21 protein-coding genes are annotated in these 24,029 nt (G+C 67.3%); 8 read left to right on the forward strand and 13 right to left on the reverse strand.

Going from position 1 to position 24,029, the window contains the following annotated elements; translation table 11 throughout:
• Positions 1-7: 7 nt before the first annotated feature.
• The 4 genes from N4S67_RS03720 to N4S67_RS03735 are packed head-to-tail and all read right to left on the reverse strand — an operon-like array spanning position 8 to position 5,849.
• On the reverse strand, positions 8-2,401 hold the full coding sequence (locus N4S67_RS03720; RefSeq protein WP_260991568.1) for an HAD-IC family P-type ATPase: 2,394 nt from the start codon (positions 2,399-2,401) through the stop codon (positions 8-10).
• The gene (locus tag N4S67_RS03725; protein ID WP_260991569.1) at positions 2,398-3,966 is read right to left on the reverse strand and encodes a serine hydrolase; all 1,569 of its coding nucleotides are present in this window, start codon (positions 3,964-3,966) and stop codon (positions 2,398-2,400) included. Before N4S67_RS03725 ends, N4S67_RS03720 begins: the two co-directional genes overlap by 4 nt.
• A gap of 36 nt (positions 3,967-4,002) precedes the next feature.
• Complete coding sequence (locus N4S67_RS03730) at positions 4,003-5,115, reverse strand: MBL fold metallo-hydrolase (protein ID WP_260991570.1); 1,113 nt, start codon at positions 5,113-5,115, stop codon at positions 4,003-4,005.
• Entirely contained in the window at positions 5,115-5,849 is a 735-nt protein-coding gene (locus N4S67_RS03735; protein ID WP_260991571.1) for an enoyl-CoA hydratase, read from the reverse strand. The genes N4S67_RS03730 and N4S67_RS03735 overlap by 1 nt, the downstream gene beginning before the upstream one ends.
• 27 nt (positions 5,850-5,876) lie before the next feature.
• Here N4S67_RS03735 and N4S67_RS03740 point away from each other — a divergent pair, with 27 nt between their 5' ends.
• Together N4S67_RS03740 and N4S67_RS03745 are read left to right on the forward strand one after the other, a co-directional pair.
• The gene (locus N4S67_RS03740; RefSeq protein ID WP_260991572.1) at positions 5,877-7,346 is read left to right on the forward strand and encodes an acetyl-coenzyme A carboxylase carboxyl transferase subunits beta/alpha; all 1,470 of its coding nucleotides are present in this window, start codon (positions 5,877-5,879) and stop codon (positions 7,344-7,346) included.
• Positions 7,343-8,044 (forward strand): alpha/beta fold hydrolase, encoded by a 702-nt coding sequence (locus N4S67_RS03745; protein WP_260991573.1) that lies wholly within the window; start codon positions 7,343-7,345, stop codon positions 8,042-8,044. The genes N4S67_RS03740 and N4S67_RS03745 overlap by 4 nt, the downstream gene beginning before the upstream one ends.
• A 17-nt stretch (positions 8,045-8,061) precedes the next feature.
• Here N4S67_RS03745 and N4S67_RS03750 read toward each other — a convergent pair whose 3' ends face one another.
• Positions 8,062-8,307, reverse strand: a complete 246-nt coding sequence (locus N4S67_RS03750) for a hypothetical protein (RefSeq protein ID WP_260991574.1) — start codon at positions 8,305-8,307, stop codon at positions 8,062-8,064.
• 32 nt (positions 8,308-8,339) lie between these two features.
• Positions 8,340-8,882 (reverse strand): TetR/AcrR family transcriptional regulator, encoded by a 543-nt coding sequence (locus tag N4S67_RS03755; RefSeq protein WP_260991575.1) that lies wholly within the window; start codon positions 8,880-8,882, stop codon positions 8,340-8,342.
• 93 nt (positions 8,883-8,975) lie between these two features.
• Here N4S67_RS03755 and N4S67_RS03760 point away from each other — a divergent pair, with 93 nt between their 5' ends.
• Positions 8,976-10,112: an FAD-dependent oxidoreductase gene (locus N4S67_RS03760; protein WP_260991576.1), complete on the forward strand. Its 1,137-nt coding sequence runs from the start codon at positions 8,976-8,978 to the stop codon at positions 10,110-10,112.
• Here N4S67_RS03760 and N4S67_RS03765 read toward each other — a convergent pair.
• Positions 10,090-10,479: a hypothetical protein gene (locus N4S67_RS03765; protein ID WP_260991577.1), complete on the reverse strand. Its 390-nt coding sequence runs from the start codon at positions 10,477-10,479 to the stop codon at positions 10,090-10,092. The two genes, N4S67_RS03760 and N4S67_RS03765, sit on opposite strands and share 23 nt — an antisense overlap.
• 30 nt (positions 10,480-10,509) lie before the next feature.
• Positions 10,510-12,135, reverse strand: coding sequence for an AMP-binding protein (locus N4S67_RS03770; RefSeq protein WP_260991578.1), 1,626 nt, complete (start codon positions 12,133-12,135; stop codon positions 10,510-10,512).
• Positions 12,136-12,224: 89 nt separating this feature from the next.
• Here N4S67_RS03770 and N4S67_RS03775 point away from each other — a divergent pair, with 89 nt between their 5' ends.
• Genes N4S67_RS03775 through N4S67_RS03785 form a run of 3 tightly spaced genes read left to right on the forward strand, consistent with a single transcriptional unit; the run spans position 12,225 to position 15,347 of the window.
• The gene (locus N4S67_RS03775; RefSeq protein WP_260991579.1) at positions 12,225-13,331 is read left to right on the forward strand and encodes an epoxide hydrolase; all 1,107 of its coding nucleotides are present in this window, start codon (positions 12,225-12,227) and stop codon (positions 13,329-13,331) included.
• A gap of 8 nt (positions 13,332-13,339) precedes the next feature.
• On the forward strand, positions 13,340-14,716 hold the full coding sequence (locus tag N4S67_RS03780) for an NAD(P)-binding protein (RefSeq protein WP_260991580.1): 1,377 nt from the start codon (positions 13,340-13,342) through the stop codon (positions 14,714-14,716).
• A 37-nt stretch (positions 14,717-14,753) separates the two neighbouring features.
• Entirely contained in the window at positions 14,754-15,347 is a 594-nt protein-coding gene (locus tag N4S67_RS03785) for a TetR/AcrR family transcriptional regulator (protein ID WP_260991581.1), read from the forward strand.
• Here the strand turns inward: N4S67_RS03785 and N4S67_RS03790 are convergent.
• The 5 genes from N4S67_RS03790 to N4S67_RS03810 all read right to left on the reverse strand — a co-directional run bounded on the left by N4S67_RS03790 (position 15,331) and on the right by N4S67_RS03810 (position 22,312).
• Positions 15,331-16,029, reverse strand: a complete 699-nt coding sequence (locus N4S67_RS03790) for a hypothetical protein (protein ID WP_260991582.1) — start codon at positions 16,027-16,029, stop codon at positions 15,331-15,333. The two genes, N4S67_RS03785 and N4S67_RS03790, sit on opposite strands and share 17 nt — an antisense overlap.
• Positions 16,029-16,469: a nuclear transport factor 2 family protein gene (locus N4S67_RS03795; protein WP_260991583.1), complete on the reverse strand. Its 441-nt coding sequence runs from the start codon at positions 16,467-16,469 to the stop codon at positions 16,029-16,031. Before N4S67_RS03795 ends, N4S67_RS03790 begins: the two co-directional genes overlap by 1 nt.
• A gap of 165 nt (positions 16,470-16,634) precedes the next feature.
• Positions 16,635-18,458 carry an ABC transporter ATP-binding protein gene (locus N4S67_RS03800; RefSeq protein ID WP_260991584.1) on the reverse strand — a complete coding sequence of 608 codons (1,824 nt, stop codon included), beginning with the start codon at positions 18,456-18,458 and terminating at the stop codon, positions 16,635-16,637.
• A complete protein-coding gene (locus tag N4S67_RS03805) occupies positions 18,455-20,377 on the reverse strand; it encodes an ABC transporter ATP-binding protein (protein WP_390893205.1) in 1,923 nt (640 codons plus the stop codon). Before N4S67_RS03805 ends, N4S67_RS03800 begins: the two co-directional genes overlap by 4 nt.
• A gap of 36 nt (positions 20,378-20,413) precedes the next feature.
• On the reverse strand, positions 20,414-22,312 hold the full coding sequence (locus N4S67_RS03810; protein ID WP_260991586.1) for an ABC transporter ATP-binding protein: 1,899 nt from the start codon (positions 22,310-22,312) through the stop codon (positions 20,414-20,416).
• A 176-nt stretch (positions 22,313-22,488) separates the two neighbouring features.
• On the opposite strand from N4S67_RS03810, the gene N4S67_RS03815 reads away from it, so the two are divergent.
• Complete coding sequence (locus N4S67_RS03815) at positions 22,489-23,241, forward strand: potassium channel family protein (protein ID WP_260992041.1); 753 nt, start codon at positions 22,489-22,491, stop codon at positions 23,239-23,241.
• Positions 23,242-23,280: 39 nt separating this feature from the next.
• A complete protein-coding gene (gene prrA / locus N4S67_RS03820; protein WP_260992042.1) occupies positions 23,281-23,991 on the forward strand; it encodes a two-component system response regulator PrrA in 711 nt (236 codons plus the stop codon).
• Positions 23,992-24,029: the final 38 nt, after the last annotated feature.

The raw sequence follows: 24,029 nt of genomic DNA on the forward strand, positions 1-24,029 counted from the left end.
CCCAAGGCTACTCGGAACGCCAGAGCTGTCGGCGTTCGCCCAGAATCGCACCCTGGACCCACCAGGTCACTTCGATGGCGGCCGCACCGATCAGCCCGATGCCCAGCGCCATTGATGCCACGGCCACATTCGCCACGTCCAAGATGAAGACCTCCTGCGCTAGCGGGATCGAGAAGATCACCACGTAGGCCAGCGCCGAGACCGCCACCAGCGCCATCCGCCACCACTGATACGGCCGTGCCACCACCGCCAGGACCCACAACGCCGACACCAGTAGCGTGATCAGCGCCGCGGTCGATGCCTGCGTCTGCTCGATCTCGGTGGCCTCGCGCCCCTGATACGCCACCAGGTATGACGTGAACGTCGCGACCCCGACGACCAGTCCCGACGGCAGCGCCGCCGTCATGACCCGACGCACGAAGCCCGAGTGCGCGCGCTCGTTGTTGGGCGCCAACGACAGCACGAACGCCGGTATGCCGATCGTGAACCAGGCCGCGATGGTGATGTGGATCGGCTGGAACGGAAACAGCAGCGGGTCAGAACCAAACAGTTTCGACGCCAGGCCGGCCAGGCCGACGAGGACGGCGAGCATCACCGAGTACACCGTTTTGGTGAGAAACAGGTTCGACACGCGCTCGATGTTGCCGATCACCCGCCTGCCCTCGCCGACGACATAGGGCAGCGTCGCGAACTTGTTGTCCAACAGCACGATCTGAGCCACCGCCCGGGACGCCGAACTGCCCGAACCCATCGCCACCCCGATGTCGGCGTCTTTGAGCGCCAACACGTCGTTGACGCCGTCGCCCGTCATCGCCACCGTGTGCCCATGCGATTGCAGGGCGTGCACCATGGCCCGTTTCTGATCGGGCCGCACGCGGCCGAACGTCGTGTAGCCCTCCAACGTCTCGGCGAGCCGATCGGGCTGTTCGGGGAGCTCGCGCGCATCCATGGTGTTGCCCTCGAGGCCCAGTGACCCGGCCACCGCGCCGACCGACACCGCGTTGTCCCCCGAGATCACCTTGATCGAGACCTTCTGCGAGGCAAAGTAGTCGAGGGTGTCACGGGCGTCGGGGCGCACGCGCTGTTCGAGCACCACCAAGGCGGCGGGCGTGACGTTGCCGGGCGCGTCGGCGTGGTCGACGGGTAGGTCCGAGGATCCCAGGAGCAACACCCGCAGACCCTTCGCGCCGATCTGCTCGGCTTGCTCGGCGACGGGCGATGCCGGTGCCAGTAGCACGTCGGGGGCGCCGATAACCCAGTTGCCGTGCTCACCGTACGAGGCGCCACTCCATTTGGTGGCCGACTTGAACGGCGCAGTAGCGGTGCTGGTCCACCCGGGCGGCATCTTGTACGCCTCGGCGATGGCGAGCATGCTCGCATTCGGTCGGCTGTCGTCGGCGGCCAGCTGAGCCAGGATGTCGGCGACGTCACGCTCGTCGAGCCGCTTGATTTCCGAAAGGCGCATGCCGTTCTCGGTCAGCGTGCCGGTCTTGTCGGCACACACGACGTCGACGCGGGCGAGGCCTTCGATAGCGGGCAGCTCGTTGACCAGACACTGCCTGCGCCCGAGCCGAACCACACCGACGGCGAACGCGATCGACGTCATCAGCACGAGGCCCTCGGGCACCATCGGGACCAGTGCGCCGACCATCCGCAGCACCGATTCACGCCAGCCGACGTCGGTGGTGAACAACTGCGTGTAGATGATCAGCAGGCCAGCCGGAATCAGCAGATAGGTGATGAACCGCAGAATCTTGTTGATGCCGCTGCGCAGTTCGGAGTTCACCAGCGTGAACTTGCTGGCCTCCTCGGCGAGTTTGGCCGCGTACGCATCACGGCCGACCTTGGTCGCGCGGTATGCGCCACTGCCCGCGACGACGAAGCTGCCCGACATCACATGATCGCCGGTGTCTTTCGCGATGGGCTCGGCCTCGCCGGTGAGCAGCGACTCGTCGACCTCGAGGTTGACCTCCTCGACGAGTTCGCCGTCGACCACGATCTGGTCACCGGGTCCCAGTTCGATGACGTCATCGAGGACGACTTCGCTGGGCAGGACAGGACGGCTCGCCGGCCCGGACGATGTGAGCCTGCGCACCAACGGCTTCGCCTGTCCGACGATCGCCAGCCTGTCCAAGGTCTGCTTGGCGCGCAGTTCCTGGATGATGCCGATCGCGCTGTTGGCGATGATGAGCAAGCCGAAGGCGCCGTTGACCACCGAACCGGTGGACAGCACGATGATCAGCAGTACACCGAGGATGGCGTTGATGCGGGTGAAGACGTTGGCCCGCACGATGTCAGACACGCTGCGCGCGGCGCGGGTGGGAATGTCGTTGGTCTTGCCTTCGGCGACGCGCTGTGCGACGTCGGCATCGGAGAGCCCGGTGGCCGCGATCGTGGTCATCGGGTGAAGGTCCCCTTGCCCGATTCGTCGTAGTACTCGAGCACCAGCCTGTTGCCGTCGAAGGTGGCCTTGCCGACCGATCCCGGCGGAGAGTTCTCCGACACCCAGGTGTAGGTGAACACATTGCCGTCCCAATGCTCGAGCGGCACAGCGAGCTTCGTGCCGATGCTCAACTGCAGCCTGCCGTCCTTCTCGGCGACCCTGGCCGGGCCCCAGTAGTCGTTGTTGTACGTGCCTACGTACGACGCAAGCGGTGCCGCAGGCGCGGGGGCGGTGGGCGGCTGCTTGCCGGCGAGCGAGCCGACGGGCTGTTCCATCTGTGTGAAGACGTCGTTGTAGAGCTTGTACCAGTCCTCGCGGACCTCGCCGAACTGGACGAGGTCGGCGAATTGCGCGTTGAGCGCTTCGGGAACGCCCGACGGGGTGGCGTTGGTCAGCGCGACGATCGCCACGTCGGCCGACGGGAGGATGACGAAGTTCGTTCCGGCGCCCAGTTCGAACGCACCGGAGTGGCTGATCTCCATCCGCGCCGCCGAACTCGCGCTCACGTTGAAGCCGTACCCGTAGAAGCCAGAGCGCATCGCGGGCTCCGACGCGGGGCTCGAGACGACCTGCGGCGTGAGCGCAGGCAGCAGTGCCTTCTCGTCGACGATCTGTTTGTTCTCGTGACTTCCGTTGGCCAGCATCATCGCCAGCCAGCGGGTCATGTCGTTGAGCGACGAACTGGCACCTCCCGCCGGACCTTCCGCGTCGGCATCGCGCACATAGGACGGCTCGTAGCGACCGTCGGCATGGATGTGCCCGACGGTGCGGTTGGGCCGATCCTCGTAGTCACTGAACCGGAAGCTCGTCGCGGCCATACCGAGCGGTTCGAACAGCACCTCGTCGGCCAGGGTCTCCCACGGCTTGCCCGCACTCACGGCGACGGCTTCGGCACCCGCGGTGAATCCGAAGTTTGTATAGGCGTAGGAGATTCGGAACGGGTCGAGGGGCAGCTGGCGCATATTCTCGAGCACCCGTCTGCGGTCAAAGCCCAGGTCTTCGAGCATGTCACCGGCGTGGTCGGGCAGGCCGGAGCGGTGCGAGAACATGTCGCCGACGGTGACCATCCGCGTGACGGCCGGATCCGCCAGCGCGAACCACGGCAGCTTCTCTGTGATGGGCGTGTCCCAACCGATCGCGTCGACACCGACCTGGTGCGCCACCACCGTGGAGGACAAGGACTTGGACAGCGACGCCAGCTGAAACACCGTGTCGGGGTCCACCTTTTCGCCGGTCTTGACGTCCCGCACACCGAAGCCCTTGGCGTACACGGTCTTTCCACCGTGCACGACGGCGACCGCCATGCCGGGGACCCCCGACTTCTTCATCAGGTCCTCGGCGATGCCGTCGAGCTTGCCGACGGCGTCCTCGACCGCGTTCTGGGGCAGCGGCATCGCCGGCACCAGCGGGGGCGGCACGTCCGACTGTGCGCTCGGCGCCGGTGTGGACTCAGCGGGTTTATCGGTACCGCATCCGGCGATGAGCAACGACACGGCGACGGCCACGCAGGCCAGTGCTTTCATGACGTGAACGGTAACCCGCCGAACGGTGAGAAGTTGTTAGAGCTGCCACCACGGCTCGGTGGTCGAGGTGGGCTGCACGCGCTCGCCCGGCTTCGGCACGGCGACGTTGACCCGTTCCGCTTCGGCGGCCTGGAGCAGGCGCTCGACGGGCTCGGACCACGGATGCGGAGCCAGCCGGAAGGTCGCCCAGTGAATCGGGACCAGCAGGCCCGACGCGGCGTCGCTGACATCGAGGTGGGCGCGCACCGCCTCCTCGGGGTTCATGTGGATGTCGGGCCAGGCCGGGTGGTACGCGCCGATCGGCATCAGCGTCAGGTCGAAAGGACCATGGGCAGAGCCGATTTCGGCGAAGCTCTTGGTGTAGCCGGTATCGCCGCCGAAGAAGGCGCGATGCCCTGGGCCCACGATCGCCCATGAGGCCCACAAGGTGGTGTTGCGAGTGAACAGCCGGCCCGAAAAGTGCCGCGCGGGGGTGCACACCAACGTCAGTTCGTCGATCTGATGGCTTTCGTGCCAGTCCAATTCGACGATGCGGGTCTCGGGTATCCCCCACGCGCGCAGGTGTGCGCCGACGCCGAGCGGCACGACGAACGGCGCGCGCTGCGTGCGGGCCAGGCCGATGATCGTCTCGTGGTCCAGGTGGTCATAGTGGTCGTGGCTGATCAGCACGGCGTCCAAGGCCGCCAGCGATTCCAGCGGAGCCGGCACATCGTGCATCCGCTCCGGTCCCACCGTCTGCGAGGGCGAGCAGCGCCTGCTCCACACCGGGTCGGCCAGCACGCGGTAGCCGTCGACCTCGATGAGGGCCGACGAGTGGCCGAACCAGCACACCGAGACACCTGTCGCCGAAGCCGCTGCGGACTCGGGTGCCACCACCGGGATCGGCCGGGAGGGCCGCGACACGGAACGCGAGCCGAGCAGATCCCAGATGATCTGCCGCTGCTCCTCCCGTTCGAGGCTCATGGTCGATGACGGTTCGAGGTTGACGAACGCGCCGTCGGAGAAGTGCGGAGATCGCCGGGCGACGGCCTCGATCTCGGCGGGTGAAGCGCCCAGTGCCGCGGGGGTGCCGTGCAACGCGCGCAGCGCCCACCCCCCGGCCAGCAGCGATGCCGTGCCGAACCCGAACCGCAGCGCCCCGCCGATCATCAGGCGCCCTGGAACCGGGGTGGCCGCTTCTCGATGCGTGCCACCTGGGCCTCGATGATGTCCTGACTCGCCCACGCCCGGTCGAACAGTTCCTGATGGGCCGGCCACGGATCCTCGTAAGCGCCGTCGTCGTTGAGCACCCGCTTGGCGTGTTGCAGCGCCAGCGGCGCGTAGCCCGCGATTTCGGCGGCCCACGCCTGCGCGTCGGCGATGGTCCCGATGCGATTGGCCATCCCGGTGGCCAGTGCGGCGTCGGCGGTGAGTCGTTCGGCGGCCAGCAGCATGCCCCTGGCCCGGCCCGCACCGACCAGCGACGTCAACCGTCTGATGCTCCAGTTATCAAGTGCGATACCGTATTTCGCGACAGGAAACTGGAAGTAGGCCTCCGGCGCGACGACGCGCAGGTCGCAGATCATCGACAGGATGACGCCCGCCCCGATGGCCGGGCCGTTGATGGCCCCGATGACCGGGATCGGCGCGGCGTCGATCGCGAGGTTGAGCGCCCTGGCCTTGTCGGGCAGATCCTCGGCCACTCCGGAGGCGTCGGACAGGTCGGCACCCGAGCTGAACACATGGCCCTGGCCGGTCAGCACGATCGCCCGGACGTCTTCGGCAGCGGCTTTCTGGATCGCCTCGCGCAGTCCGTCGACCAGCTCTCCGTTCAGCGCGTTGCGCCGCTCGGCACGCTGCATCTCCAACGTCAGCACGTGGCCATCGCGGGTCACACCAATCATGGCGGCCAGCCTATATAGCCTCATCGTGTGAGCCGGATCGGTGCCCTCCAGCTACGCGATTCCGTGCTGGACGAAGGGTCGTTCATCAGCTGGGACACCCCGCCCCTCGCCGTCGCGGCGAATGCCGACTACCAGCGCGAACTGGCCTCGGCGACCGCGGCCACCGGCCTCGACGAGTCGGTGCTCACCGGCGAGGGCACGGTGTTCGGTCGCCGGGTGGCCCTTGTGGTGTGCGAATTCGACTTCCTGGCCGGCTCCATCGGGGTCGCGGCCGCCGAGCGGATCACCGCCGCGGTGGCGCGGGCGACGGCTGAGGCGCTGCCGCTGCTCGCGTCGCCGAGCTCGGGTGGCACCCGGATGCAGGAAGGGACGGTGGCGTTCCTGCAGATGGTCAAGATCGCGGCGGCCGTCGAACTGCACAAGCGGGCGCACCTTCCGTACCTGGTCTATCTGCGCCATCCGACGACCGGCGGCGTGTTCGCGTCGTGGGGGTCGCTGGGGCACGTGACGGCCGCCGAACCGGGTGCGCTTGTCGGGTTTCTCGGCCCGCGGGTCTACGAACACCTCTACGGCGAGCCGTTCCCGTCGGGCGTCCAGACCGCAGAGAACCTGCACCGCCACGGCGTCATCGACGGTGTCATCCCGCTGGAGGCGCTGCGCGCCACGCTGGACCGCGCACTCACGGTGATCGCCGACCCGCCGGGACCACCGCCGGCGCTGCCCGAGCCCGAGTCGCCGGCCGATGTGCCCGCCTGGGAGTCGGTCGAGGCGTCGCGACGTCCCGACCGCCCGGGAATCGGCTACCTCCTGCGCCACGGCACGACCGAACGGGTGCTGCTGTCGGGCACCGAGCGCGGCGAGGCCGCGACGACGGTGCTGGCGCTCGCCCGGTTCGGCGGTCAGCCCGCTGTCGTCCTGGGCCAGCAGCGGGTCGTGGGCGGACTGGTGGGGCCGGGCGCGCTACGCGAGGCGCGCAGGGGGATGGCGTTGGCGGCGAGCCTGAGGCTGCCGCTGGTCTCGGTCATCGACACCGCCGGGCCTGCGCTGTCGGCCGAGGCGGAGCAGGGCGGGCTCGCCGGGGAGATCGCGCGCTGCCTCGCCGAACTCGTCACGCTCGACACCCCGACGGTGTCGGTGCTGCTCGGCCAGGGCAGCGGCGGGCCTGCGCTGGCCATGGTGCCCGCCGACCGGGTGCTGGCTGCGCTCCACGGCTGGTTGGCGCCACTACCGCCGGAGGGTGCCAGCGCGATCGTGTTCCGCGACCTCGACCACGCCGCCGAACTGGCTGAGGCCCAGGGAATCCGATCGGCGGACCTGACGCGCGCCGGAATCGTCGACGCGATCGTGCCCGAGCTCCCCGACGCCGCCGACGAGCCGATGCAGTTCACCGAGCGGCTGTCGGCGACGATCGCCAACGAGTTGCACGCGCTGCGCTCCATGCCCGACGAGCACCGCCTTGCGGCCCGGCTGAGGCGGTATCGGCGGATCGGTCTGTGAAACCGACGCTCGTCTTCGTGCACAGCCCCGTCGTGGGGCCGTCGACATGGGCCGCAACGGCGAACATGATGCGACACAAGGGGTTCCGATGTGAGGTGCCGGACCTGACGGAGGTTGTGTCGATGGGTCCGCCGTTCTACCAGAAGCTGGCCGCGGCCGCGGCCAGACCGGTGAGCGGCGGTGGATCAGTGGTGCTGATCGGCCACAGCGCGGCGGGATCGTTACTGCCCGCGATCGCCGATGCTGTGCCGGGTCCCGTGCGCGCAATATTCGTCGACGCGCAGCTTCCCCATCCCGGCCAGAGTTGGTTCGAGACCGCGCCCGCACCGCTGTGCGCCCAACTGCGCGAAATGGCCGAGGGCGACGCGGTGCCGCGCTATCACGAATGGTTTTCGCCCCGCGCCTTCGAACGCGCCCTGCCCGATGCGGCTACGCGCCGCCGGTTCGTCGCGGAACTCCCGCGCGTCCCGCTCGCGTACTTCGAGGAGCCCGCGCCCGTCACCCGGCGGCTGGGCAGGAAATGGGCGTACGTGCGGTTGAGTCCGGCCTTCGATCATGCCGCCGACGAGGCCGCGCGGCGCGGCTGGTGGGTGGCCCGCCGCGAGTGGGATCACCTGCGAATGCTCACCGCGCCCGACGCGGTCGCCGACGTCGTCGCGCGGGCTGTCGCGGCGACGCGGCTCGATGGTGGAACGTAACGCCTCCGTCGGCCGGGCTAGCCGCCCAGTTCGGAGACCTCGGCGTCGAGCGTCGACGCCAACTCGGTCAGCTCGTGATCCGACGGGTCGGCGCCGACACGGCTGACGAGATCGTCGCGCGAGACCACTTCGAGGGCGCCTCGATACTGGTCGGACTCGAGCCGGCCGCCACTGATCACCTCGGTCCGGCCCTCGATCAGCACAAGCACCGCGTCTTTGCCATCGGCCTGGAGCAATTGACGGACATCATCCACGGAGATCATGGCTCAGCTATACCCATCCACGGTTGATCTATCTATGGCCCGTCGAGGTAGCGCTGCACGGTGGGCCCCAGCCATTCGATGGTCTCCTCGCGCGACATGGCCACGACGGGCGGCAGCCGCAGCACGTAGCGGCACCACGCCAGCCCGAGCATCTGCGTCGCGATCAGACCTGCCCTGAGTTCGGGCTCGTCGGGGTTGACCTTCGCGACCACCGGAAGCAACTGTCCCCCGAAGATGGCTTGCATCCGCTGAGCCGCATCGGCATTCGTCGCACTGGACCGCAACAGCACGATCAGCGCCTCGTCGCGTTCCCACCGTTCCACGAAATGGGTTACCAGGCGGGCGCCCAGTTCGTCGTGCCCGGCATCCGACAGGTCCGGAATCGCGAGATCGAAGTCGGCCGCGGCGGCGAACAGCCGGTCCTTGTTGCCGAAGTACCGCATCACCATCGACGGATCGATGTCGGCGTCCTCGGCGATGGCCCGGATGGTGGCCCGCTCGAAGCCCGAGGCGGCGAACCGTTCCCGTGCGGCGGCGAGGATCACGGCCTTGGTCTGCTCCGACGATCTGCGCATGCCAACAAGTGTATGCCAACAGCTGTTGACTTTTGACCGCGATCGGCGCATCGTTATGCCAACAAGCGTTGGCATTTGAGATGGGAGAAGACGATGTACGACACAGATGTGCTGGTCGTCGGCGCCGGGCCGACGGGACTCACCCTCGCCGCGTCATTGGTCGCACAGGGCGTGACGACGACGGTGGTGGACCGCCAGGCGGCGGGCGCCAACACGTCGAGGGCGGCCGTGGTCAACGCCCGCTCGCTCGAGGTGCTGGAAGGCCTGGACGTGGCGCGGCGGCTGGTCAAGGAGGGCGTGCAGGCCCCCCGGTTCACGATTCGGGACCGTCAGCGGGTGCTGATCCCCGTCGACTTCAGTGCGCTGCCCACCGAGTACGCCTACTCGCTGATGGTCCCGCAGTCGACGACCGAGCGCCTTCTGCTAGCCCGGCTACAAGAGTTGGGCGGGACGGTCGTGCGGCCCAAGACGCTGACCGCGGTCTCGCAGGACTCCAGCGCGGCGACGGCCTCATTCGACGACGGGACGGTGATTCGGGCGCGCTACGTGGTGGGCGCCGACGGCGTCCACAGCGTCGTGCGCGAGCAGGCGGGCATCGGCTTCGAGGGCGGTGTGTACGACGAATCGTTCGTGTTGGCCGACGTCCGGCTGACCGGCGATGCCCCGCCCGACGAGGTCATCCTGTTCTGGGCGAAGGCGGGGCTGACCGTGGTGGCCCCCCTGCCCGCCGACGTGTACCGGATCGTCGCACCCGTCGCCGACGCACCGCAGGAACCGTCGGCCGCCTTCGTCCAGCAGATTCTCGACGATCGCGTGGGCGCCGGAGCGCTGACGATCACCGAGGTGCTGTGGGGCTCGCGCTTCCGCATCCACCACCGGGTGGCCGATTCGTACCGATCGGGTCGGCTGCTGCTGGCCGGTGATGCGGCGCATGTGCACAGCCCGGCGGGCGGACAGGGCATGAACCTCGGTATCCAGGACGCCGTCGTGTTGGGCGAGGCGCTGGCGGCCGTTCTCGCCGGCGCGCCCGAAACTCTGCTCGACGACTACAGCGCAGCACGCCGTCCGATCGCCCGCGAAGTCGTGGAGATGACGGACCGGCTGACCAAGCTGGCGACGCTGCCGCGGGCGGCGCGCCCGATCCGCAACGCGGCGATCAGCCTGGCGGGCCGGGTGCCCGCGGTGCGTCGTGCGCTGGCCTGGCGGCTCAGCGGTCTGCAACATCGCTGAGCCGGGCCCAGTGCCCGCGGCTGCGGACGTACACCACGGTGGAGGCGATCAGCACCTCGACCAGCGCCACCGAGGTCGCGGCCGTCATCTGACCGGGCGCCGCGGCCACCGTGCCGTGGTGATGGGCGGGCGCGGGTAGATGCAGCGCGATCATCGCCAGATTCATCAGCGCGACGACGGTCCAGGCCCGCACGCTTCCTTCGCGCCACAGTTCACGCGCGCAGTACAGGCACCCCACGATCATGACCACGAGTAGCCCCGCCGCGACCGGGTTGGCCGCGTGTCCGAGCATCGCCGTGTGCAGACCGGCCGAGCACACGGCGAGCGCGGCGCACGATCGCCGTCCCAGCGCCCCGATGGACGTCATACGTATTGAGACCCCCGTTGGCGGCGAAACTCATCCCTTCGAGGCGAGTCCGAGGAGTTCGACACTGCGTTCGCGCATCTCGACCTTGCGGGTCTTGCCCGTCACCGTCATCGGGAACTCGTCGACGACCAGGATGTAGCGCGGAATCTTGTAGTGCGCCAGGCGACCTTCTGCGAATGCGCGCACCGCGGCAGCGTCCAGGTCGGCTCTTCCGGGTCGCATCCGGATCCAGGCGCAGATCTCCTCGCCGTACCGGTCGTCCGGCACACCGATCACCTGGGCGTCCTCGATGTCCGGATGCGTGTACAGGAACTCCTCGATCTCGCGCGGATAGATGTTCTCCCCGCCCCGGATCACCATGTCCTTGATGCGGCCGACGATGTTGCAGTACCCGTCCTCCCGCATGACCGCCAGGTCGCCGGTGTGCATCCATCCGTCGGAATCGATTGCCTGCGCGGTCTTCTCGTCGTCGTCCCAATAGCCCAGCATCACCGAGTAACCGCGCGTACAGAACTCGCCGGGCTCACCGCGCTGCACCAATTCGCCGGTCTCGGGGTCGATGATCTTGATCTCGACATGTGGATGCGCCCGGCCGATCGACGCCGTTCGGCGTTCGAGATCGTCCTCGATGCGCGTCTGGCAGGACACGGGCGACGTTTCGGTCATCCCGTACGCGATGGCCACCTCGGACATGTGCATGTCGTTGACGCAGCGCTTCATCACTTCGACCGGGCACACCGAGCCCGCCATGATCCCGGTGCGCAGCGTCGACAGGTCGCGGTCGGGGAACCGCGCATGGTTCTGCATCGCGATGAACATCGTCGGCACGCCGTATACGCCCGTGCACCGCTCCTGCTCGATGGCCGCGAGCGTCGCCTCCGGATCGAACCCCGGCGCCGGGATCACCATCGTGGTGGCGTGGCTGGTGCAGCCGAGGTTGCCCATCACCATGCCGAAGCAATGGTAGAAGGGCACCGGTATGCACAGCCGGTCCTCGGGACCCAGGTTGATGAGCTCGGTGGTGAAGTAGCCGTTGTTCAGGATGTTGCGGTGCGACAGCGTCGCGCCTTTCGGGAAACCCGTTGTGCCGGATGTGTATTGGATATTGATCGGGTCGGTGTTCGACAGCCCGGCGCTGCGTTGGGCCAACTGAACGACGCTGACCTCGTCGGCATGTGCGCGTAGCGCATCCCAGTCGGGCGTGCCGATGAACACCACATCGGTCAGCGCGGGCGCTTCGGGTCGTACCTGCTCGACCATTGCGACGTAGTCAGAGGTCTTGAACGAGGTTGCCGCGATCAGCATCCGCGTGCCGGACTGATTGAGCACGTAGGCCAGTTCGTGTGTGCGGTAGGCCGGGTTGACGTTGACCAGGATGGCGCCGATCTTGGCGAGCGCATACTGCGACACCGTCCACTGCGCGCAGTTCGGCGCCCAGACGCCGACTCGGTCGCCTTCGGCGATGCCGGTCGCCATCAGTCCCCTGGCCAGGATGTCGACCTCGGCGTTGAGCTCGAAGTACGTGTAGCGCAGCCCCTGGGCGAGATCCACCAGCGCCTCGACGTCGGGGTGGGCCGAGGCGACGCGCTCGAAATTCGCCCCGATCGTCTCCTCGAGGATGGGGGTGTCGGTGGGACCCGCTTCGTAGGACGTCATGTCCTACTCATCTTCGCGTCGAAACCGCGCCCGGATCGCGAATCGGCAGAAATTCGCGCACTCCCAGCAGTCTCGGTAAGGATGGGCCCGTGGCCACGATCACTCCGTTCCGCATCGACGTCGCCGACGCCGACCTCGCCGATCTGAAAGACCGTCTGGCCCGGACGCGGTGGCCGGAGGCCGAGTGCGTGGACGACTGGAGTCAGGGCGTCCCGCTGAGTTACACGCGGGAGCTGGCGAACTACTGGGCCAAGGACTACGACTGGCGCACCCGCGAGGCGGCCCTGAACCGCTTCGACCACTACACGACCGAGATCGACGGTCTGCCCATCCATTTCATCCATCAGCGGTGCGAGCGCGACGACGCCTTCGGAATCGTGATCACGCACGGCTGGCCGGGCTCGGTCGTCGAGTTCCACAAGGTGATCGAACCGCTCACCGCGCACGGCTTCGACGTCGTGTGCCCGTCGCTTCCGGGCTACGGGTTCTCCGGCAAGCCGACCACGACCGGGTGGGGGGTCGAGCGGATCGCGGCCGCGTGGGACACGCTGATGGGCCGGCTCGGCTATCAGCGCTACGGCGCGGCGGGCGGCGACTGGGGTGCGGCGGTGACCACACAGATGGGACGCAACGGAGGTGGCTGCGCCGCGATCCACCTGAACATGCCGCTGGGCCGGCCGCCGAAGGACCTGCGCGACCCGACAGAAGAGGAACTGCAGGCCATCGAAGCCGGGGTCTACTACAACCGGTGGGATTCGGGTTACTCGAAGCAGCAGGCGTCGCGTCCGCAGACGCTCGGCTACGGGCTGGTCGATTCCCCGGCTGGGCAGCTGGCGTGGATCGTCGAGAAGTTCTGGTCGTGGACCGACTGTGACGGCCACCCGGAGAACGCGCTGAGTCGCGACGAACTGCTCGACAACGTGATGCTCTACTGGCTGACCGCCTCCGGGGCGTCCTCGGCGCGGTTGTACTGGGAGAGTTTCGGCACGTTCGGCCGCGGCGGAGACCGGGTCGAGATACCGACCGGCGTCGCCGCATTTCCGAAGGAGATCCTGCGGGCACCGCGTAGCTGGTGCGAGCCCGGGTACAACATCACCCACTGGACACAGATGCCGCGCGGCGGCCACTTCGCGGCCTTCGAACAACCGGAGTTGTACGTCGATGACGTGTCCACTTTCTTCGCAACGGTGCGTTAGGGGTCTGCATGCGAGCCATCGAGGCTGACTATCTGGTGGTCGGCGCGGGCGCCATGGGGCTCGCGTTCATCGACACGCTGATCGACGAATCGGACGCGACGGTCGTGGTGGTGGACCGCAATGACCAGCCGGGCGGCCACTGGACGACGGCCTATCCGTTCGTCCGGCTGCACCAGCCGTCGGCGTATTACGGCGTGAACTCGCGGGGACTCGGTAGCGACACCATCGACTCGGCCGGGCTCAACGCCGGCTTCTACGAGTTGGCCAGCGGGGCCGAAGTGTGCGCCTACTTCGACTCGGTGATGCGTCAGCACCTGCTGCCGACCGGGCGGGTGACCTACCTGCCGATGAGCGAATACACCGGCGACGGACGGATCCGCACGCTCGGCGGGGAGGACATCGCGGTGCGAGCGCGCCGCGTCGTCACCAGCCACGTGGAGATCATCGTGCCGTCGATGCGGGCCCCCTCGTATTCGGTCGCCGACGGCGTCGATTGCGTTCCGCCCAACGACCTTCCGCGTGTCCGCGAGGCGAGGGACCGGTACGTGATCGTCGGTGCGGGCAAAACCGCGATGGATGCGTGCCTGTGGCTGCTGCGCCACGGCGTCGAGCCGCGTCGGTTGACGTGGATCAAACCGCGCGACTCCTGGGTGCTCGACCGCGCGGCGATTCAGCCGGGCAAGCAATTCGCCAAGGGCGTGCTGCGCGACTTCGCCAACCAGCTTGGCGCGGTGTTCGAGGCCGAGTCGCTGCCGGATCTGTTCGACCGGCTGGAGGCCAAGGGATGCCTGATGCGCATCGACACCTCAATCGATCCGACGATGTACCGGTGCGCGATCCTGTCGCAGGCCGAACTCACCGAGCTGCGGCGTATCGAGGACGTCGTGCGGCTGGGCAAGGTGCAGGCGATCGAGCCGGGCCGCGTGAGGCTGGAGGGCGGCACGGTCGACGTCGACGGGTTGGCGCTCTACATCGACTGCAGCGCAGACGGATTCGCTCATCGAGAACCGGTGCCGGTGTTCGACGGCGACCACATCACGCTGCAGGCCGTGCGCACCTGCCAGCCCGCGTTCAGCGCGTCGGTGATCGCCCACGTTGAGGCGGCATACTCCGATGACGACACAAGGAACGCGTTCTGCGGGCCAGTCCCCTACCCTCGTGAGCCGATCGACTGGCTACGAATGATGCATGCGTTCAACAAGAATCAGCTGCAGTGGTTCTCCGACCCCGACATGATGGCGTGGGTCGACGCGGCGCGGCTGAACGTGCTACACCACGTGTCCGCCTCGGTCAGCCCGCGTGCCCGCGAGAAGATCATCTCGGTGCTGACATCCCAACTGCCCGAGATCAACGACAAGCTGGAAACACTGCTGGCACAAGCTTAAGCCAGCGTATTGGAATAGATGCACTAGTATTTACCGGATGCCACGGCCTGTGCTGCACCCGACCGACACGATGCTCGACGCCGCGCGTGAACTGTTGATTCAGAACGGCACACGAGCAGCCACCATCACAGCCATCGCCGAGGCGAGCGGCGTCCCTGTGGGTTCGATCTATCATCGTTTTGGCTCGTTGGACACGCTGATCGCCAAACTCTGGATGCGCGCTGTCTACCGTTCCCAAGCCTCCTTCGTTGCCGCGATGGAACACCCCGATGCCATCGAAGCTGCGGTGACGGCGGCACTATCAATCGTCGATTTCTGCGGGCAGCACCCGTCGGATGCGCGACTGCTGGCCTCATTCGGTCGCGAGGAACTGATCGCAACCACACCCGCCGGGGTGCTCGCTGATGAGCTTGCCGAGCTGAACCGTCCTGTTGAGCGGGCGGTGACGACGCTGACAGAACGCCTGTACGGCAAGAACACTCGCCGGGCCCTCGACCGCACGATGCTGGCCGTCTTCGATCTCCCCTACGGTGCGACCAAGCGCTACCTGGTTGGTGACCGCAAGCTCCCGTCCCGTCTTCGCCACGACCTGGAGGTGGCAGTCAGGGCCGTTCTCAATTCGCCGCTGTGACGGCCTCGCGATGAGTCGCCGGCGAACGCGGATGCCGCAGCCAATGGACGCTGACGGCGACAATCCACATCACCCAGATGGCCACCGGACCCGCCATCCCGCCGAGCAGACCATTACCTGAGTTCGGGGCACCGGTGAGGGAAAAGAACCCCGCCAGTGCAGCGAGGTTGACCACAGCCCCGACCGCGGAAAGCCATCCGAAGCCGTGCGGCCAAAGGCCGTCGAACGCCAGGACGGCGACCGCGATGAAGAAGGTGGTCCCGGCCGCCGCTGCCGGCGCCGCCAGCAGGAACGCCACCGCGTGCGCGAGCCAGACGGCTTCCGGGGAAGCACGCTCGAAACCCAGCACAGCCGCGGCAACGACCCCGAACGCAACACAGAGTGCTGTCATGAACATCAGCGCGCTCGCCAATGCGCTCCAGGTCCAAGCCGAACGGCGAGGGATGAGTTCAGCGATCAGTTCCCCGAGAAAGATGAGGAACGCGACGAAGCCGAGGCTGGCCGAGCACAGGACCAGCTTCATGGCGTCGGCGTGTTCGGCGTAGTAGGCCCCGACTCCCGCAGGCCCCGCCAGGTCAGGAAACTCGGGGATAACCAAAGCCATCGGCGTCCACAGCAATGCGAGTGCGAGGCCGGCCACGCCACCGCCCCGCCTGCCAAGCATCCAGCGCTCCCTTGTCATCACGACTCCCGTCGTGCTCGTTGCAGGAACTCGTTGAGCGCGGCGGTGTCGTAGTGGAACATCTGCGCCCGGGCGAACCTGCCGTCGCGCACCTCGTACAGGGCCAGGACTTCGGACTCGAACCGCTCGCCGTCCGAACTGACGCCTCGCGTCCAGTACTTGACCACCACCTCATCACCGTTGACTGCAACCACTCTCGGGTCGAAACGCCGCTCCGCTTCGCTTGGCTGAAGTGGCCCCCACGTGCCGAGCCAGGTCCTTTCCGGCTCTGATTCCAGTTGTTCTCGGAGCACGTTCTTGCCCTTGAGCACACCGCCGTACGGCAGCGACGGCGCCTCGTGAAACTCCAGGTCGTCGTGGTACAGACGGTCCAGCGTTTCGGCGTCGCGGTCTTGAACCGCCCGGATGACGTCGAGCACCACTCGCGCTTTGCTATCCATGTCGAACCCCGATCTCACATCAGGTCGCCGCTTGGGCGAACAAGTAATAGAATATCTACTCTAGTATCTGCGTTCTAATATTGCCACCCTCGTAGCGGATGACGAACAACGTTGTAGGCAGTGCGACTCGGCGCGCGAAGGCGACGCCGGGTACTGCTCAGCGAATCAGGCCAGTGAGTCCATCCATGCGCGGTGCAACGCGGCATACCGGCCGTCGTTGCGCGTGATCAGTTCCTCGGGGACCCCGTCCTCGACGATGCGGCCGTGTTCGAGCACCAGCACCCGGTCGGCGACCTGCACCGTCGACAGGCGGTGCGCGATGACCAGCGCGGTGCGATCGGCCAGCACCGTCTCCAAGGCCCGCTGCACCATTCGCTCACTGGGGATGTCCAGCGACGACGTCGCCTCGTCGAGGATCAGCACCGCAGGATCGGCCAGGAAGGCCCTGGCGAACGCGACGAGTTGGCGCTGTCCCGCCGAGAGCCGGCCGCCGCGCTTGGCCACGTCGGTCTCGTAGCCGTCGGGCAGCGTATCGATGAACCGGTCCACGCCGACGGCCTCGGCGGCCGCGACGACCTCGGCGTCCCGTGCATCGGGGCGGCCGAACCGGATGTTGTCGGCGATGCTGCCGTCGAACATGAAGTTCTCCTGCGTCACCATCACGACGTTGCGGCGCAGTTCCGGCTGCGACACGTCGCGCAGGTCTACCCCGTCGAGTGTCACCGACCCGGCCGTCGGATCGTAGAACCGCGCAATGAGTTTGGCGATCGTGGTCTTGCCCGCGCCGGTGGTGCCGACCAACGCGACGGTCTGACCCGCGGGTACGTCGAGCGTCAGCCCTGGCAGTACGGGCCGGCCGCGGACGTAGGAGAACTGCACGTCGCGGAACGCGATGTCACCGCGCACCCGCGTGAGTTCGACCGGGCGTTTCGGGTCTTTGATCCCGGGTCGCTCGGCGAGCACGCCTGCCAGTTTCTCCAACGCCGACGCGGCGGACTGGAACGTGTTGAAGAACTGCGAGATCTCCTGCATCGGCTCGAAGAACATGCGCAGGTAGAGCAGGAAGGCCGCGAGCGTGCCGATGGTCATCTGGTCGTGCAGCACGCGGTAGCCGCCGTAGAGGAGCACCACCCCGGTGGTGACGTTGCCGACGAGTTTCACGCCGGGCATGAACACGGCGAGCAGCCGGAAGGTCTTCTCGTTGATCGCGCGGTAGTCGTCGGCGATGTCCTCGAAGATCTCCTGGTTCCGCGGTTCGCGGCGGTAGGCCTGCACCGCCTTGATGCCGGTCATGGTCTCGACGAACTGCACGATCACCAGCGCGGCGCTCTCCCGCACCTTGCGGTACGTCTTGGCCGACTCGTTGCGGAACCACCACACCAGCGCCACCAGCAGCGGGAAGGCCGCCAGGCACATCAGGCCGAGCTGGACGTCCAGTACGACAAGCAGAATGGCCGTACCGACCAGCGTGAGCACCGCGGTGATCAGGCTGTCGAACCCCGTCTCCAGCATGTCCTGGATGGCCTCGACATCGTTGGTCGAGCGGCTGACCACGCGGCCCGACGTGTAGCGCTCGTGGAAGGCGATGTCGAGACGCTGGAAGTGCCGGAACACCCGGCGGCGCAACTCGAGCAGCACCTTCTGCCCGATGCGGCCCGAGCGCCGCAAGAAGAACATCCTGCTGGTGGCCTGCACGACGACCACGACGCCGAGTGCGCCGACGATCATCAAGAGTGTGTGCGCCGGACCGCCATTCGTGATGGGCGGGATGCCATGGTCGATGCCGCGCTGGACGAGCAACGGAACCGACAGCCGCGCAACGTTTTCCACGATCACGACCAGAGCGAGCAGGGCGACGGTGACGCGGTACGGTCGCAGCAGTGAGCCGAGCAGTGAGCGTGCCTCGCGGCGCCTGTCGATAGTCTCGTCGATCGGCAGGTCGTCGTTCTGGTCTTCGTTGAGCCGGCCGCGCCAGTCAATTGCCGTCATCGGCGTTCAGCCTCCGAGGTGACGTAGCCGCGCGGTTCGTGCTCCTCGATGACGTGGTCCAGGCGGGTGCGGTCCTCGTCGTTCTCCCAGTCGCAGACCCGTTCGCTGCCGTCGTCGAGTTCGTCGTCGGCGGCCAGCAGATAGCGGTACTTGGGCACGGTCGCCAGGAGGTCGGCGTGGGTGCCGACATGGGTGATGGTGCCGGCCCCATTCACCCCGTCCAGCAGTGCGACCTTGTCGGCCAGGAGCACCGTCGACGCGCGGTGTGCGACGACGATGCCGGTGACCGCGTGCAAGACCCGCCGCAGCGCCTCCTCGACGACCGCCTCGGTGTGCACGTCGAGCGCCGACAACGTGTCGTCGAGGACCAGGATCTTCGGCCCGGCGAGAATTGCCCGCGCCAGCGACAGCCGCTGCCGCTGCCCGCCGGACAGGCTCATGCCCTGCTCACCGATGCGGGTGTCGAGCCCGAACGGCAGGTCGTAGACGAATTCCGCTGCCGCAACCTCGATGGCTTGACGCAGATCGGCGTCGGTCGCGTCGGGCCGACCCAGCCTCAGGTTCTCGGCAACCGACATCGAGAACAACGTCGGGTCCTCGAACGCGGTGGCCACAGTCTGCCGCAGTGCGGGCAGGGACAATTCGCGGATGTCCTGGCCGTCGATGCAGATCGATCCCTCGGTGACGTCATAGAGCCGCGACAACAGCGCGGTCAACACCGACTTGCCCGACCCCGTCGAGCCGACGAGCGCCAGCGTCTCTCCCGGTTCGACCGTGACGGTGACGTGGCGCAGCGCAAAGTCGTCGTCGCTCGCATCGGGGAAACGGAAGCCGACATCGACCAGTTCGAGCCGCCCGCCGCGGGGCGCCTCGTGCTTCGGTCCGTCGACGATCTCTTGTGGCGCATCGAAGATCTCGGCGATCCGGTTGGCCGCGGTGAACGATTCCTGGGTCATCGACAGCAGGAAGCCCAGCGACGCGATCGGCCACACCAGCGACAGCATCATCGTGATGAAAGCGACGAGCGTGCCCATGGTCACGTAACCGTGGCCGGCCGCGTACGCCCCAAAGCCCAGCACGATGATCAGCGTCAGGTTGGGGATGATCTCGAGCAGCGTCCAGAACTTCGCCGATACCGACACGCGGCTTACCTGTGTGTCGTAGAGGTTCGTCAGTTGTTTGTCGAAGCGGTCGAAGACGTAGTCCTCACGGCCGAACGACTTCACCACGCGCAGGCCCAGTGCCGACTCTTCGACGTGGGTGGCGACGTGACCGGCCTGGTCCTGAGCCAGGCGCGAGAGCCGGGTGTACTCCTGCTGGAAGTGCAGCACGGTCAGGGTGATCGGGACGATCGACAGCAGCACGACCACACCGAGCGGCCAGTACATCGACAGCAGGATCGCGGTCACGGCGGCGATCTGCAGGCCGTTGAGGATGAGGAACAGCAGTCCGAATGACATGAATCGGCGAATGGTGCTCAGGTCGTTCATGATTCGTGACAACAGCTGGCCTGACTGCCATCGGCCGTGAAACGACATCGGCAGGATCTGCAGCCGGGCGTAGAGGTCCTTGCGGATGTCGGCCTCCACGCCCATGGTCGCGCGGGAGACCAGCCATCGGCGGATGAACCACAGCACCGCCTCGGTGACGCCGACGCCCATCGCGGCGGCGCCCAGCAGCCACAGCCCCTGCTGGTCCTGATGACGCACCGGGCCGTCGATGACGGCCTTGGTCATCAGCGGGATCGAGACGGTGGCGCACAGGCTGGCGATCGCGACCACGAACATCGAGATCCACCGCACGCGGTACGGAAACAGGTACGGCAGCATCCGCCACAGATCCGAACTGGAACGACGGTGCTTCGGTGGCGGGGCGATCGCCGGCTCTGAGCGCAGCGCACGGGGGATGGGGTCAACCACTGAGAACATCTTCCCATGAGCGGCAACCGGTTAACGTCATGCAGCGACTTCGTCGTTTTGGCTGTTCTCCTGCTCACCGAATTGCGTCTCGTAGAGCTCGGCGTACCGTTCGCCGCGCGCGAGCAGTTCTGAGTGCGTACCGCGCTCGACGATGCGGCCACCCTCGACCACCAGGATCTGGTCGGCGGCGCGGACGGTGGACAGCCGGTGGGCGATGACGATCGACGTCCGGCCGCTCAGCGCCTCGGCCAGCGCCTGCTGGACGGCGGCTTCCGACGCGGAATCCAACGACGCGGTGGCCTCGTCGAGCACCACTACCCGCGACCGGCCGAGCAACAGCCGGGCGATGGTGAGCCGCTGCCGCTGCCCTCCGGAGAGCCGATAGCCCCGCTCACCGACCACGGTGTCGAGTTTGTCGGGCATGTCCGCGATGACGTCGGCCAGCCGAGCACGGTCCAGTGCCTCCCACAATTGCTCGTCGGTCGCGTGCGGTGCGGCCAGCCGCAGGTTGGAGGCGATCGACTCGTGGAAGAGGTGCCCGTCCTGGGTCACCATGCCGACGGTTTCCTTGAGCGACGCGAAGGTCAGGTCACCGACATCGACGTCGCTCAGTTTCACCGAGCCCGAGTCGACGTCGTAGAGCCGCGCCAACAGCGCCGCGATCGTCGACTTGCCCGCTCCTGACGATCCGACCAGCGCCACCATTTGGCCCGGCCGCGCGGTGAACGAGATGCCGTGCAGCACTTCGTCTCCGCCTCTCTCGTCGAGAGCGGCCACTTCCTCGAGTGACGCCAGGGAGACCTTGTCCGCCGAGGGGTAGGAGAACCGCACGTCGTCGAACTGGACCTCGACGGGCCCGTCGGCGATGTCGACCGCGTCGGGCTTCTCCTGGATGAGCGGCTCAAGGTCGAGGACCTCGAAGACCCGCTCGAAACTCACCAGAGCGCTCGCGATCTCGACGCGGGCGTTGGCCAGTGCCGTCAGCGGCGCGTAGAGCCGGGTCAGCAGCAGGGCGAGCGACACGATGGCCCCGGCCTGCAGATGGCCGCCGATGGCCAGCACGCCGCCCAGGCCGTAGACGAGTGCCAGCGCCAGCGCCGACATCAGCGTCAGCGAGTTCATGAAGACCGACTGCAGCATCGCGGTCTTGACGCCGATGTCGCGCACTCGCCCGGCGCGGATCTCGAATTCCCGCGACTCCGTTGCCGGACTGCCGAACAGTTTCACCAGCGTCGCGCCGGGCGCCGAGAACCGTTCGGTCATCTGGGTGTTCATCGTCGCGTTGTGGATGGCGGCCTCGCGGGACAACCGCGCCATGCTCGCGCCGATGCGCCGGGCCGGCAGGATGAACAGCGGCGTCAGCACCAGCGACAGCAGCGTGATCTGCCACGAGATCGACAGCATCACCGCGAGCGTCAACGTCAGCGTGACGAGGTTGGACACGACGCCGGACAGCGTGTCGGAGAATGCGCGCTGCGCGCCCATGACGTCGTTGCCGAGGCGGCTGACGAGCGCGCCCGTGCGGGTGCGCATGAAGAAGGCGACCGGCATGCGTTGCACGTGGTCGAACACCGCGGTGCGCAGGTCGAGGATCAGCCCTTCGCCGATGGACGACGACAACCACCGGGTGCCCAGCGAGACCGCGGCCTCGGCGAGGGCCACCAGCGCGATGATTGCGGCGAGCAGCACCACGACTCCTGCCGCGCCACCCTTGACGATCTGGTCGACCACTTTGCCCGCCAGCACCGGCGTGGCGACGGCCAGTAGCGCGCTGACCACGCTGACTGCAACGAAGAGCCGCAACCGCCGGTGATGACGGCTAGCGAAGCGCCAGATGCGACCGAGCAGGGCCCGGTTGGCCAGCGAGCGCAGATCGCCGCCGCGGGCGTGGGTCTGCCGGTACAGGCTTTGCCGGGCGGCCGTCTCAATACTCATGGAATCACCGTAGAACCTCAACAATGGATGAGGTCAACGGCTTCCCGCGCCGCCGACCAGCGGTCATGGGAGTACCCGGAATGGCGGGCTCGTAGCGGCAGAGAGGCTGACGGCGCTGCGACCGAGCAGTCGACCCACCACAGGGAGCTGGTTTAGCTTGGGATTCCGTGACCGAAATCCCGAGCGGATCGCCCAGGCTCGACTGGTGGGAAAGACGTACGGACTGGCCCCTGGCGGCAGTGGCCATCATGTTCCTCGTCGCATACGCGGTCGATGTGCTGGCACAACCCAGCGGCGCGGCCGACCGCGCGGTCGACCTGGTCACGTGGGGTTCCTGGGCGGTTTTCGCGATCGATTACCTGATCCGGCTGGGGCTGGCCACGGACCGGTGGCGCTGGTTCTACCGCCACCTGTTCGATCTTGCGATCGTTCTCTTGCCCCTGCTGCGTCCGTTGCGACTGGTGCGACTCGTCATTCTCATCACCGCCCTGCACCGCGCGGTCGGCAACGCGATCCGGGGCCGCGTGGTCGTCTACACGGTCGCCGCTGCAGTGCTGTTGGTGTTTGTCGCCTCGCTGGCGGTGCTGGACAGCGAGCGCCACGTCCCCGACGCCCACATCACCGACTTCGGCGAGGCCCTGTGGTGGTCGGTCACCACGATCACCACCGTCGGTTACGGCGACCTGACTCCGATCACCACCGAGGGCCGCGTGATCGCTGCGCTCCTGATGATCGGCGGAATCAGCCTCGTCGGATCGATCACCGCGACGTTGGCGTCCTGGATCGTGCAACGCGTTGCCGACGAGCAGGCGGCCGAAGAAGCGGTGACGACGGCGCACATCAATCGATTGGTCAGTGAGATCGGCGAGCTGCGCAGCGAGGTGCGTCGCCTCGGCGGAGAAACAGACCCCGACCGGCCGGACGGGTAAAGGGCAGCTTCCCCCAGCCGCCGCCCTGCATCAGGCAAGATTGCACGCATGGACAGTGGAGCAGCCTCGCCCCGGGTTCTGGTAGTCGACGACGACCCGGACGTGTTGGCCTCGCTCGAAAGAGGGCTGCGGCTGTCCGGGTTCGACGTGTCGACCGCCGTCGACGGCGCCGAGGCGCTGCGCAGCGCGACCGAGACCCGACCGGATGCGATCGTGCTGGACATCAACATGCCGGTGCTCGACGGCGTCAGCGTGGTGACCGCGCTGCGGGCAATGGACAACGACGTGCCGGTGTGCGTGCTGTCCGCTCGCAGTTCGGTCGACGACCGTGTGGCCGGCCTGGAAGCCGGTGCCGACGATTACCTCGTCAAGCCCTTCGTGCTGGCCGAACTCGTCGCGCGGGTGAAGGCCCTGTTGCGCCGGCGCGGATCGACGGCGACGTTCTCCTCGGAGACCATTCAGGTGGGTCCGCTGGAGGTCGACATCCCGGGCCGCCGCGCCCGGGTCAACGGCGTCGACGTCGACCTCACCAAGCGCGAATTCGACCTGCTCGCCGTGCTGGCCGAACACAAGACCGCCGTGCTGTCCCGCGCGCAGCTGCTGGAGCTGGTGTGGGGTTACGACTTCGCCGCCGACACCAACGTCGTCGACGTCTTCATCGGTTATCTGCGCCGCAAGCTCGAGGCGGGCGGCGCGCCTCGACTTCTGCACACCGTGCGCGGAGTGGGATTCGTCCTGAGGCAGCAATGATGTGGGGGTACCGCCCGCTTGCGGGGGACGCTTGCGCA

This window comes from Mycobacterium deserti (genome assembly GCF_025345615.1).
In the GTDB taxonomy this organism is placed as follows: domain Bacteria; phylum Actinomycetota; class Actinomycetes; order Mycobacteriales; family Mycobacteriaceae; genus Mycobacterium; species Mycobacterium deserti.